Source organism: Stenotrophomonas sp. FR024 (genome assembly GCF_047500745.2).
Lineage (GTDB): Bacteria > Pseudomonadota > Gammaproteobacteria > Xanthomonadales > Xanthomonadaceae > Stenotrophomonas > Stenotrophomonas maltophilia_A.
On the sequence record NZ_JAXAXM020000009.1, the window covers coordinates 145,083 to 159,856 of the forward strand.

The following is a 14,774-nucleotide window of genomic DNA, read 5'->3' on the forward strand; positions in this document are numbered from 1 at the left end:
TAATCAAGGCGGAAGGGAGATCAGCGCGGCCCGAGGGCGCGCCGGATCTTCTGGTCGGTGTGGTACTGGCTGACCGCGTAGGCGGCCCAGATGGCGGCGGGCAGCCAGCCGATCAGGGTGATCTGCAGGATCAGGCAGACAATGCCGGCAAACGGCCGGCCGATGGTGAAGAAGGACAGCCAGGGAAGAATCAGGGCGATCAACAGGCGCATCAAGGGGTCCTCGCTGGACTTACATGTCGTGCTTGTTCAGGTCGTAACCGGCGGTCTTGTACTGGCGCCAGCGTTCGCGCAGCGGTTCGCGCGCTTCCGGGTCGGCCGGAACCACTTCCAGCACGCGCTCGCACTCGCCCAGCCAGGGTTCATCGCGCAGGTTGATCACCAGCGGGCGCGCCGGTGCCTCGGTGCCCGGCACGGCGATCAGCACCAGGGCTTCTTCCTCGTCCATGTCCTCGCCGGCGATCTGGTGCGGGATGTAGGCATCGTTGTCGAACGCCCACAGCAGTTCGTCCAGCTCCTCGGCCTGGGCCTGGTCGCGGGCCAGCACCAGGGTGAACAACCCGGCGTCGTTGGCCTTGCGCGCCAGCTCGCAGACCAGGCGCAACGGCTCGGTCAGGAAGCGGGGCTTGGCGATCAGGTAGAAGTCGGCGCGGGGCATGGCAGGGTCCGGGTCAGGCAGGGGCCCGGCAGTGCCGGGCGAGGCCCTGGCCGGCGGGCGCCGGCCAGGGTCGGGTACGGCATCAGGCGCGGGCGGCCTGGTCCAGCAGCCACTGGCTCAGCAGGCCGACCGGGCGGCCGGTGGCCATGCCACGCTTGCCTTCATCGCTGGCCACGCCGGCGATGTCCAGGTGGGCCCAGCGCTGGCCTTCGGCGAAGCGCGACAGGAAGCAGCCAGCGGTGATCGCGCCGGCCCAGCGGCCGCCGATGTTGTAGACGTCGGCGAAGGTCGAATCCAGCATCGGCTGGTACTCGTCCCACAGCGGCAGGCGCCAGGCGCGGTCGAACACCTGCTCGCCGGCGGCCAGCAGCTCGTTGGCCAGGTCGTCGTGCTTGCTCATCAGGCCGGCGGTCTGGTGGCCGAGGGCGACCATGCAGGCACCGGTCAGGGTGGCGACGTCGACCAGCGCGGCCGGCTCGAAGCGCTGCGCGTAGGTCAGCGCGTCGCACAGGATCAGGCGGCCTTCGGCGTCGGTGTTGCCCACTTCGATGGTCTTGCCCGACATCGAGGTGATCACGTCGGACGGGCGGTAGGCGTTGCCATCGATGGCGTTTTCCACCGCCGGCACCACCACCACCAGGTTCAGCGGCAGCTTGGCCTTGACCGCAGCGACGAAGGTGCCGATGACGTTGGCGCCACCGCACATGTCGTACTTCATCTCTTCGATGCCGCCCTGGGTCTTCAGGTTGACGCCACCGGTATCGAAGGTGATGCCCTTGCCGACCAGCACGTACGGCTTGGCGTCGCCGCCATTGTTCCACTTCAGTACGACCAGGCGCGGGCGGTTGGCCGAACCACGGGCCACGGCCAGCAGCGAGCCCATGCCCAGCGCTTCCATCTGGTGCTCGTCGAGGATCTCGGCTTCGGCACCGTCGTGCTCGCCGGCGAACTTCACGCCGACCTCGGCCAGATGGGCCGGGGTGCAGTAGTTCGGCGGCAGGTTGCCCAGCTCGCGGGCGAACTCGACACCGGCGGCGATGGCCTGGCCCTGGGCCAGGGCCTGCGCGTCGTCACCGGCGATGGCCAGCTGGGCCAGGCCGGCGTCGTCGGCCTTCTTCTTGCCCAGGGTGGCGGTGTAGCGGTACGCGGCATGATCGGCGGCGATCACCGCCTGGCGGATCGCCCAAGCCGCGTCGCGGTCCTTCACCGCCACTTCGGACAGGGTGAACAGTGCGCTGCGGGCAGCACCGGCCTTCAGCGCGCGCACGGCGTCGCCGACGGCCTTCAGGTACTGCGGCACGCCGAAACGGGCGACTTCGCCGAGGCCGACCACCAGCACGCGCGGGGCGGTCACGCCCGGCAGGTCATGCAGCAGGGTGGTGGCGCCGGTCTTGCCGGACAGGTCGCCGCGCTGGGCCAGGGCGGCCAGGCGGCCACCGCTGGCGGCGTCCAGGGTCTGTGCGGCCGGGGTCAGGGTATGGTCGGCATACGCGCCAACCACCAGGCAATCGACGGTGGCGGCGGCCGGAGCAACGTGGTTCAGGGTGAATTCGAGGGCCATTGAGCAGATTCCATTGGCGAGTCCGTACAATCGCAGGCCGTTTACGCCCAGACAGTAGACTGGGCGGCACCGCGAACGAACCCCAGAGTTTAAACCACCGCCCCATGCTGAAGCTCGACCGATACCTGCTGGGCGATTTCGTCCAGAGTTTCCTGGCTACCCTGATCGTCCTGCTGGTGGTCAGCGTGGGCGGCGTGCTGGTGGACATCCTCGGCAACATCGCCGACGGGCGCCTGCCGGCCAAGCTGCTGTTCTCGCAGCTGGGCCTGCAGTTCATCGCCTACCTGCCGCTGATCCTGCCGCTGGCGCTGATGCTGGGCCTGCTGCTGGCCATCGCGCGCCTGTACCGCGACTCGGAAATGGCAGTGATCACCGCCATTGGTGTCGGCCCCAAGCGACTGCTGCGGCCACTGCTGATGCTGGTGGTGCCGGTGGTGGCCCTGGTGGGCGCCTGCTCGCTGTGGCTGGGCCCGTGGGCCGGCCGGGTGGCCGAGCAGATGATCATCGAGGCCAACCGCAGCGTGCTGATGGCCGGTCTGGAGCCGGGCCGCTTCACCCCCCTGCCCAACGGCGGCGTGGTCTACCTGTCCTCGATCTCGCCCGATGGCACCCAGCTGGGCAAGGTGTTCCTGCAGCGCCAGAAGGATGACCGCCTGGAGGTGGTGTCGGCCAATGGCGGCCGCATGTTCTTCGAAGGTACCCGCCAGCGCTTCCTGGAGCTGGATGACGGCCACCAGGTGGAAGGGCCGGTGGCCGGTGGCCTGGACTACCGCCTGGCGACCTTCGCCCGCAATGACGTGGCCCTGCCCGATGGCGCGCAGACCCGCACCGAGGATGACCCGGAACTGATGCCGACCCTGCAGCTGATCGGCGATGAGCGTCCGCAGGCGCAGGCGCAGCTGCACCGCCGCCTGGCGCCGCCGCTGATCGCGCTGGCGTTCGCCCTGCTGACCGTGCCGCTGGGCCGCAGCTCGCCGCGCCAGCAGCGCTACGGCCGCATGATGCTGGCGCTGATGGCCTACATGGTCGGTACCAATCTGATGTTCATCGGCAGCGGCTGGATCGCCAACGGCAAGATCCCCCCAGCGCTCGGCCTGTGGTGGTTGACCCTGCCGTTGCTGGCGCTGGCAATCTGGATGTATGCACGTGATGGCCGCCTGGGCCGCCCGAAGGGAGCCCGCGCATGAGGCTGCGCCCGATGCGTTTCGACCTGTACCTGGGCCGGTCGGTGTTCACCACGGTGCTGCTGACCTGGGCCGTGCTGGTCGGCCTGGACGTGGTGATGGCGTTCTCCGGCGAGTTCAAGGACATCGGCAAGAATGGCTACACGCTGGGCCATGCCGCCGCCTGGGTGCTGTACACGGTGCCACGCCGCGCCTACACCATGTTCCCCACCGCCGCGGTGATCGGTGCACTGATGGGCCTGGGCCAGCTGGCGGCGACCTCGGAGCTGACCGCGCTGCGAGCGCTGGGCCTGTCGCGCAAGCGCCTGAGCGTTTCGGTGGCGATCGCGCTGTCGCTGCTGACCGCGGTGATGGTGTTCAGCGCGGAGACCCTGGGCCCCTGGGGCCAGGACCGCGCCGATGCGTTGAAGTCCAGCGCCAAGTGGGGGCGGGATATCGCCACCAGCCGCTACTCGGGCCTGTGGGCACGCGAGGGCGATACCTTCCTCAACGCGCAGAGCGGCGAGGAGCAGCTGGTCGGCGACAAGGGCACGCGCCTGATCCTGCGAGACGTGCGCCTGTACCGCATCGCCGAGAACGGGGGCATCGCCTCATTGACCCATGCCGACACCGCCGAGCATGACAAGGATGGCTGGGTGCTGACAGGGGTACGTCGCGATACCTTCGGCGAGCGCTCGGCGACCCGCCAGGAAATCGCGCGCGAACCGTGGAATTCGAAGCTGGATGCGGCCGCATTGGCCACCGGCATCGCCAAGCCGCGCAACCTCAGCCTCGCCGAACTGAGCACCAGCATCACCTACCGGCAGCGCAACGGGCTGGACGCGCGTGACTTCGAGGACGTGTACTGGAGCCGCTGGTTCTACCCGTTGAACGTGCTGGCGCTGTGCCTGGCGGCGGTGCCGTTCGCGTTCGGCTCGCTGCGCAGCGGCGGCATGGGCAAGCGCCTGTTCCTGGGCATCCTGTTCGCGCTGGGCTTCTGGCTGCTGCAGCTGTTCTTCGGGCGCATGGCCGGCGCGCTGAAGTTCGATTACCGCATTGCCTATGCGCTGCCACCGATCGTGATGCTGGCAGTGTCCGGATTGCTGTTCCGGCGCAAATCAGGTTGATTCCCAGGGAGCCGGGCAAGGCCCGGCTGTTTCCGTTTCACTTCAAGGACGAACATGAGCTTCCAACGCTTTCTGCCGTACATCGCGGCCGTGCTGCTTTCTGCCGGCTGCAGCCGGTCCACCGTCGACTTCGAGATCGACAACCCGACGGATGCACCGCTGACCTTGTCGGTCGACCAGCAGGTGCATACCCTGCCGCCGCACACCTCCATGCCCCTGGTCCTGGAGCCGGGCCAGTACCGGCTGCAGAGCGAGAAGATCGGCAGCGTACGCATGGTTGTCTACGCCGACGGGATCGGCGGGCTGATCAACCCGGCCATGGCCGAGTACGTGATCGTCACCGAGCAGTACGTCACCAGCAAAACCAATACCGGCAACCTGGCGTCGAAGATCGAACTGAACGATGTGGAGATCGAGGGTCCCTACGTGAAGGCGACCGGCTTCTTCATTCCGCGCCGTTGGGACGCAGGACTGAAGGGCGAACTGCCTGACACGGTGGTCTCCAGCAGCCCGGATACCTCGTCCGACTACCGGACCAAGCTCTACAACGTGCCTGGCTTCTTCGAATACCTGGATGCCGGGGACGAGCTGAAGGAGGCTTTCGGGCCGGATGGCTACCGGCCGCCGGCAGCATCGGTGGCTTTCACTGCCGCCCAGCTGCCGCCGCTTCCGGCGGCCTATGAGGCCCAGGGCAAACCGATGCGCGAGCTGTACGCGCAGTACCTTGCCGCAACCGATGCAGGCGAGCAGAAGCGCCTGAAGAAGGCCAGCCTGAAACTGTGGCAGGAGTTCGTGAAGACCCGTGCGCAGTTGAGCGGACAGTCGCCGGCGGCTGACGATGTGCAGGCCAATGCGTTTGCGTCCGCCTTTTTCGACCTCTGGACGCAGCCGGCGGTGATCCTGCCGGATCCGGCACCTGCTGGCTGATCGCTGCGTTGATCGTGTGGAGCCGAGCCCATGCTCGGCTCTACACGTGGTGCATCACCGCTTCGGCATGCGCATCAGGCGGGTGCCGCTGGCGCGGTCGTGCCAGGTCAGGCGGTCGCGGTCGACCCATGCCCACCAGAACCCCAGTCCACCCAGCAGCAGCGACAGTGAGCCCACCGCGAAGCGCAGCCACAGTTGGCCGCGCCGCAGCGGCGTGCCATCGCTCGATTGCAGTTTCAGCCGCCACGGTCGCATGCCCAGCGTCTGTCCGCCACGGCGCCAGCTGGCCGTGGCGTACCACCCCGTGATTCCCCAGCACACCGCCCACAGCAGCCATTGCCAGGCACTGAACGGTGCGATGTTCTCGCGCTGCGCGTGGCCGCTGAAGGTGTAGGCGAGGGTGAACAGCGTGCCGGCCAGCATCCACAGCGCCAGCACCGGCAGTGCGTCGTAGACCATCGCCAGCACGCGCCAGGCCAACAAGGCACGTGGGCGGGGCATTTCGGTAGCGGCCGCAGGGGCCGTGTCGGTGGCGGGGCGGGACATGCGCCGAGCATACGCAAAGCTGGCCGCGTCCGCAGTGGCCCTCGTATCCTGCACCCATGGCCCTTGTTTCCACCCCCGCCGAACGCCGCCAGCTGGTGCAGCAACTGCCCGAGCTGCGCGCCGACGACAGCGCGCGCATCCAGCGCTTCCTCGATGCGATCTGGGCCGAGAACGGCCTGGCCCGCGCCACCCTCGACAGCTACCGGCGCGACCTGGAAGGGCTGGCGCGCTGGATGGATGGACGCGACGGTGGCCTGGCCGGCATCGAGCGCCCGGGGTTGTTCGATTACCTGGCCTGGCGCACCCGGCATGGCTGGTCACCGCGCAGCAATGCGCGCCTGCTGTCGGCGCTGCGCGCGTTCTTCGCCGATGGCGTGCGCCGTGGTGAACGCAGCGAGGACCCCAGTGCCCTGCTGGACCCGCCGAAGCTGCCGCGGCTGTTGCCGAAGGCGTTGGCCGAAAGCCAGATCGACGCACTGCTGGCGGCGCCGGACATCGACAGTCCGCTGGGCCTGCGCGACCGTGCCATGCTGGAGCTGATGTATGCGGCCGGCCTGCGCGTGAGCGAGCTGGTGCTGCTACCGGCCACGGCAGTCAACCTGCGCCAGGGCGTGCTGAGGGTCACGGGCAAGGGCAGCAAGGAGCGGCTGGTGCCGCTGGGCGAGGAATCGCAGCACTGGCTGGAGCGCTATCTGCAGGCGTCGCGCCCGCAGCTGGTCGGCAAGGGCAAGGTGCAGGCGCTGGCCGATGGGCAGACCCCATTGTTTGTCGAGCCGACGCTGCATGCGCTGACCCGCCAGGCGTTCTGGCATCTGGTCAAGCGCCACGCGCAGGTGGCCGGTATCGATCCGGTGCGGATCAGCCCGCATGGCCTGCGCCACAGCTTCGCCACGCATCTGCTCAACCGCGGCGCCGACCTGCGCGCGCTGCAGATGCTGCTCGGCCACAGCTCGCTGTCGACCACCCAGATCTACACCCTGGTGGCCCGCGAACACCTGCAGAAGCTGCACGCGCGCCACCATCCGCGCGGCTGAGCAGCGGCCTGAACCCCGGCCTCGGACGGTGGGCGGTGTCGCGGCCCGGTAGCGGCGGCTGTGTCAGAATCCGGGGTCTTCTTCTGTCGCGGACCGCTCCATGCTCCGATTTGCCATCGCCGCCGTGTTCGGTGCGCTCAGCCTGACCGCCTGCGCCCAGCCGGCTCCGCCGGCCGCCAAGGCACCCGCCGCGGCCGCGGCCAAGGCCGTCCCGGCCGCCAACGCTTCGGCCGACCAGGCCGTACGCGCCGTGCTGACCGCCCTGAATCCCGGCTTCCAGGTGGACTACATCGGCGCTGCGCCGTTCCCCGGCTTCCGCGAGGTCGTGGTCTCCGGCCAGTTGCTGTACGTGTCCGACGATGGCCGCTACCTGTTCCAGTCGCAGCCCTACGACACGCGTGCCAAGGGCCCGGCCAACAGCGAAGGCCTGCTCGGCTACCGCCGCGATCTGCTGGCCAAGGCCAACCACGGCGACCGCATCGTATTCGCTGCGCCCAACGCCAAGTACACCATCAGCGTGTTCACCGACATCGAGTGCGGCTACTGCCGCAAGCTGCATCAGGACATCGCGGAGCTCAACCGCAACGGCATCTCGGTCGAGTACCTGGCATTCCCGCGCATGGGCCTGGGCAGCAAGGACTACACCGACATGATTTCGGTCTGGTGTGCAGCGGATCGCCGCCAGGCCCTGACCAACGCCAAGCGCGGTGGCAGTGTGCCGGCCAAGAACTGCACCAACCCGGTGGCGATGCAGTACGCGCTGGGCCAGCAGTTGGGCGTGAACGGCACGCCGGCGATCTTCGCGCCGGATGGCACCCAGCTGGGCGGTTACCTGCCGCCGGCGCAGCTGCGTGCGGCGCTGGAAAAGCTGTCGGCCAAGCGCTGATCGCCGCCGACCTCTACAGGTGGGAGGCCGGGGATGCGTGCCGCATCCCCGGCTTTTTTCTTACTTCAGGCCATCACTGACCGCCTTGGTCAGCGTGCCCTGTGCATCGTCACCACTGAACTCCCAGACGAACGCGCCGCCCAGGCCCTGGGTCTTCACGTAACCCATCTTGCGGGTGATGTTGGCCGGGGTGTCGAAGCTCCACAGCGTGCTGCCGTTGTAGATCCAGGTGGCACCGGCGGTGTTGTCGGTGTAGCTCGGCCACGCCAGGTTCTTCAGCACCTTCCAGTCCTCGATGCCGGCTTCATACGTGCCCGGGGCAGCGCCGGTCGCGGTCTGGTACAGGCCGTTGTTGGCGTTGGCCACACCGGTCCAGCCACGCCCGTAGTAGCCGATGCCCAGGTTGAGCTTGGCGGCAGGCACGCCACGGCTGATGAAGGCCTCGATGGCGTCGTTGCTGTTGTAGAGCTTCTGGTCGCCGGTGGACGGATCATTCGGCGAATCGAACAGCGCCGACTGGTGATTGGTCTTCGCATCCCACGCGCCGTGGAAGTCGTAGGTCATCACGTTGATGTAGTCCAGGTACGGGTGGTACGCGGCCGGATCGGTGACGCGGATCTTGTCGATGCCGGCACCCACCGCCACCGTCAGCAGCAGGCCCGGACGCACCGCATCGAGCTGGCGGCGGAACTCGGCCATCAGCGCGGTGAAGTTGGCGTTGTCCTCCGGCTTGCCGCATTCGATGCCACACGCCACCGGGTATTCCCAGTCGACGTCGATGCCGTCGAACACACCCAGTGCGGCACCGGCGCCACCGGCACCGTCGGTCACCGGCAGGTTGCCCTTGATGTAGGCGTCGATGCACGAGGCGACGAAGGCCTGGCGGTTTTCCGGGCGCGCCGCGCTGGAGAAACCACGCGACCAGGTCCAGCCACCCAGCGAGATCAGCACCTTCATGCCCGGGTACTTGGCCTTGAGCTGCTTGAGCTGGTTCCAGTTGCCACGCAACGGCTGGTCCCAAGTATCGGCACTGCCGCTGACGCTCTCGGCGGCACTGAAGGCCTTGGTGTAGTCGGCGAAGGCATCGCCACCGGCACCGCTGTTCGGATCCGACGGCTGGGTGATGCCCACTTCGCAACGGTTGTTGCGCACGTTGCCGAACGCGTAGTTGATGTGGGTCAGGCGTGCGGCCGAGCCACTGCTGTCGATGTTCTTGACCCGGTAATTGCGGCCGTAGATGCCCCACTGGGTGAAGTAACCGATCACCCGCTTGCCGGTGGTGCCGCCGTCGCCGGCCAGCGTAGTGGCGCTGATCTCGGTGCCCTGGGCCGAGGCGTTGCCGGCGTTGTCGCGGGCACGAACCCGGTAGCGGTAGGTGGTGGAGGCAGTCAGCCCGCCATCGATGTAGCTGGCGCTGGACGGTGAACCGACCAGGCTGCCGTTGCGGTACACGTCGTAGCCGGCCACGCCGCTGCCACCGGTGTTGTCGGTGGACGGGCTCCAGCTGAGCGCGATGCTGTTGGCGGTGCGGGTGCCGACCGCCAGCCCGCCCGGCACGCTCGGTGCGGTGGTATCGCCACCGGCGGCATTGACGGTGATGGTGATGGTCGCGGTGCTGGTGGTGGCGTTGTTGTTGTCGGTCGCGACTGCACGCAGGGTGTGGCTGCCGGCGCTGGCATTGGCCCAGCTGGCCGCGTACGGCGCACTGGTGGCCACGCCCAGCGTGCTGCCATCGCGGAAGAACTCGACCTTGGCGACGCTGCCGTCCGGATCACTGGCGTTGGCGGTCACGTTGACCGTGCTGCCGGCGCTGAAGGTGGCGCCGTTGGCCGGCGAGGTCAGGCTGACCACCGGCGGCTGGTTGCTGCCGCTGCCATCGCAGGCACCGAGGTTGGTGTAGTAGGGCGCACCGGCCGGATGGTCCGGCGGCGCGTTCCAGATGTCCTGGTTCGCCCGATAGAGGACGCCTCCTTTCTGCAGGGTATCGCCGGCCCGGTAGATCTTGGCCTGGTCCCACTGGGCCACGCCGGCACAGCTGGCGGCCTGCGCCAGGCCGGGCAGGGCGGCGGTACCGGCGGCCAGGGCAAGCAGCCAGGCCAGGCGGCGGGGACGACAGCTTCGGGTCGAACGTTCGGCACTGCGCACAATCGGGTCGTACATGGGTAAGTCTCCGATCAAAGGGCGCGCGGGCCCCGATGGCGCCGCGCGTGACGCAGGTCCGGGCGTCGCCCGGGAAGGCGACGGAGGGGGCGGACGGAGGTACCTGGGAGGCCGGGGAGAGAGTCCGGCACCAGGTAGGGACAACGTTGTCATCAATCGTGTGGTCAATCCGTGAGCGAGTGCATGGTTCGGGGATTTGGCGGAGAGCGGCGCTGGTGCGCGGTCGGCGGCCATCGGCGGAGCCCCCTCGTGGCTGGGGCTTTCCGCGAACAGCGGATTTCTGGGGGGTGGCCGTGCGGGTGGGCTGCGCAGGGGACGCCGTGAATCCATCCCTGGAGGCTCGGGCGCGCCATCCATGGCGCTTACGCCCCTGCGCAGCCCACCCGCCCGGCCACGGACAGGTTCCTGCGCGGCCAGCCACGGAAGACAGAACAAAAAATCAAAAGCAGAAGCCGATCGCTTCGCTCTTCAATGCCTGACTTCTGAGATTTCCCTGGTTGCCGGCCAGCGGCCGGCATTACCGGGGAGCATCCACGCATGGCGTGGATCTACTGCAGATCTCGGAAATCTGTCGAAGGCGGGGTGGGTCCGGTTGCGGGGGCGTGAGCCGCATGGATGCGGCGATCGAGCCTCCATGGACGGATTCACGGCGTCCCCCGCAACCGGACCCACCCCGCCATCCCACGGGAACCCCGCTTTTGCTTTGGCAGTTGCCGTTGCCTTGGCCTCGGCGGGTGCCGGGCGCCGCCCGGCCAAAGCCCTTCCCCCGCTTCCGGTACAATGTCGGGCCCGTTTCCCAACTACGGTTCCCCGGACATGATGGTCCTCGAGGGCGCGCCCGCCCTGTCGCCGTTCCGCCGCGAACGTCTTGAATCCCGCCTGCAGTCCATCGCTCCCTCCCTGCGTATCAGCGGTGCCTGGCACGTCTACTTCGTGCAGCCCGAAGGCAGCGCCGCCCCCGACCTGACCACCCTGTGCCGCATCCTCGAAGCCGCGCCGCAGGCCGAGGCCGTGGCCGACGGCGCGGTCAGCCGCATCGTGGTGCCGCGCCTGGGCACGCTGTCGCCGTGGTCGAGCAAGGCCACCGAACTGGTCCGTGGTGCCGGGCAGCCGGTCAGCCGGGTCGAGCGTGGCCTGCGCATCGACGTGCAGGGGTGGCCGGCCGATGCCGCCGCCCAGCAGGCGCTGGTCAAGGCGCTGCACGACCCGATGACGCAGTCGGTGCTGGAGACCGTGGAACAGGGCCGGGCGCTGTTCTCGGCGCCGGCCCGCGGTGAACTGGAACGCGTGCCGGTGGACCAGCTGGAGGCTGCCAACCAGCGCCTCGGCCTGGCCATGGCCCAGGACGAGATCGACTACCTGCGCGAACGCTTCACCGCGCTCGGCCGCGCGCCGTCCGACGTCGAGCTGATGATGTTCGCGCAGGCCAACTCCGAGCACTGCCGGCACAAGATCTTCAACGCCAGCTGGACCATCGACGGCCAGGAGCAGGACCGCTCGCTGTTCCGGATGATCAAGAACACCCACCAGCAGACCCCGCAGCACACGCTCAGCGCGTACAGCGACAACGCCGCGGTGATCGAAGGCCATCCGGCGTCGCGTTACCGCCCGGATCCGGCCAGCGGCGAATACCGCCGCGAGCCGCAGGTGCCCAGCGCGTTCCAGATCAAGGTGGAAACGCATAACCATCCGACCGCGATCGCGCCGTTCCCGGGTGCCTCGACCGGCAACGGTGGCGAGATCCGCGACGAAGGCGCGACCGGCCGCGGCGGCAAGCCGAAGGCGGGCCTGTCCGGGTTCTCGGTCTCGCACCTGCGCATTCCGGAGCTGCCGCAGCCGTGGGAAGCGCCGCGCGCGCTGAACCCGCGCATGGCACCGGCGCTGGAAATCATGACCGACGGCCCGCTTGGCGGCGCTGCGTTCAACAACGAGTTCGGCCGCCCGAACCTGCTCGGCTACTTCCGCAGCTTCGAGCTGCCGGAAGGCGCCGATCTGGTGCGCGCGTACGACAAGCCGATCATGCTGGCCGGTGGCCTCGGCGCGATCGACCGCGTGCAGGTCGACAAGATCCAGCTGCAGGCCGGTGATGCGGTCATTGTGCTCGGCGGTCCGGCGATGCTGATCGGCCTGGGCGGCGGTGCCGCCAGTTCGGTGGCCTCCGGCGAGAGCGCCGAGGACCTGGACTTCGCCAGCGTGCAGCGCGACAACCCGGAAATGGAACGCCGCTGCCAGGAGGTCATCGACCGCTGCGTGGCGATGGGCGCCAACAACCCGATCAAATTCTTCCACGACGTTGGTGCCGGTGGCCTGTCCAATGCCATCCCCGAACTGCTGCACGACTCCAAGGTCGGCGGTGTCATCGACCTGGGCAAGGTGCCCACCGATGATCCGTCGCTGTCGCCGATGCAGCTGTGGTGCAACGAGTCGCAGGAACGCTACGTGCTGGGCGTGGCCCAGGAGCGCCTGGCCGAGTTCGCCGCACTGTGTGCCCGCGAGCGCTGCCCGTTCGCCGCGGTTGGCGTGGCGACTGCCGAGGAACACCTGGTGGTGGCCTACGGTGCGGTGCCGGGCCACACCCCGGCCGATGCGCCGATCGACCTGCCGATGGATGTGCTGTTCGGCAAGCCGCCGAAGATGCACCGCGACACCGCGCATCCGTCGGCCCCGCGCTGGCCGGCGCTGAAGACCGGCGGCCTGGACCTGCAGGAAGCCGGCCTTCGCGTGCTCGCGCACCCGACGGTGGCGTCAAAGAATTTCCTGGTCACCATCGGTGACCGCAGCGTCGGTGGCCTGACCGCACGCGAACAGATGGTCGGCCCGTGGCAGCTGCCGGTGGCCGACGTGGCGATCACCCTGGCCGACTTCGAAGGCGTGTCCGGTGAAGCGATGTCGATCGGCGAGCGCACCCCGCTGGCCCTGCTCGACGCCGCTGCTTCGGCACGCATGGCGGTGGGCGAAGCGTTGACCAACCTGTGCGCGGCCCCGGTCGATGCGCTGGATGAGATCAAGCTGTCGGCGAACTGGATGGCCGCGGCCGGCCACCCGGGCGAAGACGCGCTGCTGTACGACGCAGTGAAGGCGGTGGGCATGGAACTGTGCCCGCAGCTGGACATCAGCATCCCGGTGGGCAAGGACTCGCTGTCGATGCAGGCGCAGTGGCACGACCAGGGCGAAGCGCACAAGAGCGTGTCGCCGGTGTCACTGGTGATCTCGGCGTTTGCGCCGGTGGCCGACGTGCGCCAGCAGCTGACGCCGCTGCTCGACCGCGACGTGGAAAGCGAGCTGTGGCTGATCGGCCTGGGCGCCGGCAAGCAGCGCCTGGGCGGTTCGATCCTGGCCCAGGTGCATGCCGACCACGGCGAACTGCCGGCTTTCGCCGGTGCCGCTCCGGACCTGGACGACCCGCAGCGCCTGCGTGGCTTCTTCGAACTGATCCGCGATGCGCGCCAGTCCGGGCTGCTGCTGGCCTACCACGACCGCAGCGACGGCGGTGCCTTCGCTGCGCTGTGCGAAATGGCCTTCACCTCGCGCCTGGGCCTGGACATCACCCTCGATGCCTGGGGCGATGATCCGTTCCGCAGCCTGTTCAATGAAGAACTGGGTGCGGTGGTGCAGATCGCGCGCGAAGACCGTGCTGCGTTCGCCGATCTGGTCGAACGCCACGCACTGACCGAATGCGCACAGCGCATCGCCAAGCCGACCACCGCGCCGGTGGTGCGCGTGTCGCTGGGCGGCGAGAACCTGGCCGAGTGGCGCTGGGACGCGCTGTTCGACGCCTGGTGGTCGGTCACCCACGCGATGCAGAAGCGCCGCGACAACCCGGCCAACGCCGACGCCGAGCGCGAGATTGCGCGTTCCTTCACGGCGCCGGGCCTGAAGCCCAAGCTCAGCTTCGACCTCAACGAAGACGTGGCGGCGCCGTTCATCAGCACCGGTGCGCGCCCGCGCGTGGCCGTGCTGCGCGAGCAGGGCGTGAACGGCCAGATTGAAATGGCCAACGCCTTCGAACGTGCCGGCTTCCGCGCGTTCGACGTGCATATGAGCGACCTGATCGAAGGCCGCGTGGCCCTGCAGGACTTCACCGGCCTGGTCGCCTGTGGTGGCTTCAGCTACGGCGACGTGCTCGGTGCCGGCCGTGGCTGGGCCACCTCGATCCTGGAGCGCAGTGCGCTGCGTGATGCCTTCGCCGCATTCTTCGCGCGCGAGGACAGCTTCGCGCTGGGCGTGTGCAATGGCTGCCAGATGATGAGCCAGCTGAAGGGCATCATTCCGGGGGCCGAGCACTGGCCGCAGTTCCGCCGCAACGCCAGCGAGCAGTTCGAAGCCCGTACCGCGCTGCTGGAGGTGGTGGAATCGCCGTCGATCCTGCTGCGTGGCATGGCCGGATCACGCCTGCAGGTGGCGGTGGCGCATGGTGAAGGCCAGGCGGTGTTCGACAACGCCGTTGACCAGGCCGCCGCACGCGTCTCGCTGCGCTACATCGACGGCAATGGCAACGTCGCCAGCCAGTACCCGCTGAACCCGAACGGTTCGCCGGACGGCATCACCGGCCTGACCAGCAGTGACGGCCGCGTCACCATCATGATGCCGCACCCGGAACGCACCCCGCGCGCGCTCAACCTGAGCTGGGCTCCGACCGAGTGGCAGGGTGACTCGCCGTGGATGCGCATGTTCCGCAACGCGCGGGTGTGGTGCGGCTGATCGCACTGCATC

Annotated in this window: 11 protein-coding genes; 6 read left to right on the plus strand and 5 right to left on the minus strand. The window is 68.6% G+C overall.

Annotated features, from left to right (window positions below; genetic code table 11):
* Nucleotides 1–20: 20 nt before the first annotated feature.
* The 3 genes from ACMZ91_RS12115 to ACMZ91_RS12125 all read right to left on the minus strand — a co-directional run bounded on the left by ACMZ91_RS12115 (nt 21) and on the right by ACMZ91_RS12125 (nt 2,218).
* On the minus strand, nt 21–212 hold the full coding sequence (locus tag ACMZ91_RS12115; protein ID WP_012510005.1) for a YqaE/Pmp3 family membrane protein: 192 nt from the start codon (nt 210–212) through the stop codon (nt 21–23).
* Between the two features lie 19 nt (nt 213–231).
* Nucleotides 232–657: a DNA polymerase III subunit chi gene (locus ACMZ91_RS12120; RefSeq protein WP_032128006.1), complete on the minus strand. Its 426-nt coding sequence runs from the start codon at nt 655–657 to the stop codon at nt 232–234.
* Between the two features lie 82 nt (nt 658–739).
* Entirely contained in the window at nt 740–2,218 is a 1,479-nt protein-coding gene (locus ACMZ91_RS12125; protein ID WP_049461827.1) for a leucyl aminopeptidase, read from the minus strand.
* 104 nt (nt 2,219–2,322) lie between these two features.
* Here ACMZ91_RS12125 and lptF point away from each other — a divergent pair, with 104 nt between their 5' ends.
* From lptF to ACMZ91_RS12140, 3 genes are read left to right on the plus strand one after another with little or no spacing between them, the layout of a single operon-like run.
* Entirely contained in the window at nt 2,323–3,405 is a 1,083-nt protein-coding gene (lptF, locus tag ACMZ91_RS12130) for an LPS export ABC transporter permease LptF (RefSeq protein ID WP_032128008.1), read from the plus strand.
* On the plus strand, nt 3,402–4,508 hold the full coding sequence (lptG, locus tag ACMZ91_RS12135) for an LPS export ABC transporter permease LptG (protein WP_032128009.1): 1,107 nt from the start codon (nt 3,402–3,404) through the stop codon (nt 4,506–4,508). Before lptF ends, lptG begins: the two co-directional genes overlap by 4 nt.
* 54 nt (nt 4,509–4,562) lie before the next feature.
* On the plus strand, nt 4,563–5,435 hold the full coding sequence (locus ACMZ91_RS12140; protein WP_049461828.1) for a hypothetical protein: 873 nt from the start codon (nt 4,563–4,565) through the stop codon (nt 5,433–5,435).
* Between the two features lie 54 nt (nt 5,436–5,489).
* Here the strand turns inward: ACMZ91_RS12140 and ACMZ91_RS12145 are convergent, their stop codons facing one another.
* A complete protein-coding gene (locus tag ACMZ91_RS12145) occupies nt 5,490–5,981 on the minus strand; it encodes an RDD family protein (RefSeq protein WP_049461829.1) in 492 nt (163 codons plus the stop codon).
* Between the two features lie 56 nt (nt 5,982–6,037).
* Here ACMZ91_RS12145 and xerD point away from each other — a divergent pair, with 56 nt between their 5' ends.
* Nucleotides 6,038–7,015: a site-specific tyrosine recombinase XerD gene (gene xerD, locus ACMZ91_RS12150; protein ID WP_032128012.1), complete on the plus strand. Its 978-nt coding sequence runs from the start codon at nt 6,038–6,040 to the stop codon at nt 7,013–7,015.
* 100 nt (nt 7,016–7,115) lie between these two features.
* Entirely contained in the window at nt 7,116–7,901 is a 786-nt protein-coding gene (locus ACMZ91_RS12155) for a DsbC family protein (RefSeq protein ID WP_049461830.1), read from the plus strand.
* 60 nt (nt 7,902–7,961) lie between these two features.
* On the opposite strand, the gene ACMZ91_RS12160 is transcribed toward ACMZ91_RS12155, so the two are convergent.
* A complete protein-coding gene (locus ACMZ91_RS12160) occupies nt 7,962–10,061 on the minus strand; it encodes a glycosyl hydrolase family 18 protein (protein WP_049461831.1) in 2,100 nt (699 codons plus the stop codon).
* A gap of 816 nt (nt 10,062–10,877) precedes the next feature.
* On the opposite strand from ACMZ91_RS12160, the gene purL reads away from it, so the two are divergent.
* Nucleotides 10,878–14,762, plus strand: coding sequence for a phosphoribosylformylglycinamidine synthase (gene purL, locus ACMZ91_RS12165; protein ID WP_414578254.1), 3,885 nt, complete (start codon nt 10,878–10,880; stop codon nt 14,760–14,762).
* The last annotated feature ends 12 nt before the right edge of the window (nt 14,763–14,774 follow it).

Excerpts from the sequence above, each read along its gene's own strand:
- ACMZ91_RS12115 (WP_012510005.1), bottom strand. The coding sequence starts at position 212 with ATGCGCCTGTTGATCGCCCTGATTCTTCCCTGGCTGTCCTTCTTCACC.
- ACMZ91_RS12120 (WP_032128006.1), bottom strand. The coding sequence starts at position 657 with ATGCCCCGCGCCGACTTCTACCTGATCGCCAAGCCCCGCTTCCTGACC.
- ACMZ91_RS12125 (WP_049461827.1), bottom strand. The coding sequence starts at position 2,218 with ATGGCCCTCGAATTCACCCTGAACCACGTTGCTCCGGCCGCCGCCACC.
- lptF (WP_032128008.1), top strand. The coding sequence starts at position 2,323 with ATGCTGAAGCTCGACCGATACCTGCTGGGCGATTTCGTCCAGAGTTTC.
- lptG (WP_032128009.1), top strand. The coding sequence starts at position 3,402 with ATGAGGCTGCGCCCGATGCGTTTCGACCTGTACCTGGGCCGGTCGGTG.
- ACMZ91_RS12140 (WP_049461828.1), top strand. The coding sequence starts at position 4,563 with ATGAGCTTCCAACGCTTTCTGCCGTACATCGCGGCCGTGCTGCTTTCT.
- ACMZ91_RS12145 (WP_049461829.1), bottom strand. The coding sequence starts at position 5,981 with ATGTCCCGCCCCGCCACCGACACGGCCCCTGCGGCCGCTACCGAAATG.
- xerD (WP_032128012.1), top strand. The coding sequence starts at position 6,038 with ATGGCCCTTGTTTCCACCCCCGCCGAACGCCGCCAGCTGGTGCAGCAA.
- ACMZ91_RS12155 (WP_049461830.1), top strand. The coding sequence starts at position 7,116 with ATGCTCCGATTTGCCATCGCCGCCGTGTTCGGTGCGCTCAGCCTGACC.
- ACMZ91_RS12160 (WP_049461831.1), bottom strand. The coding sequence starts at position 10,061 with ATGTACGACCCGATTGTGCGCAGTGCCGAACGTTCGACCCGAAGCTGT.
- purL (WP_414578254.1), top strand. The coding sequence starts at position 10,878 with ATGATGGTCCTCGAGGGCGCGCCCGCCCTGTCGCCGTTCCGCCGCGAA.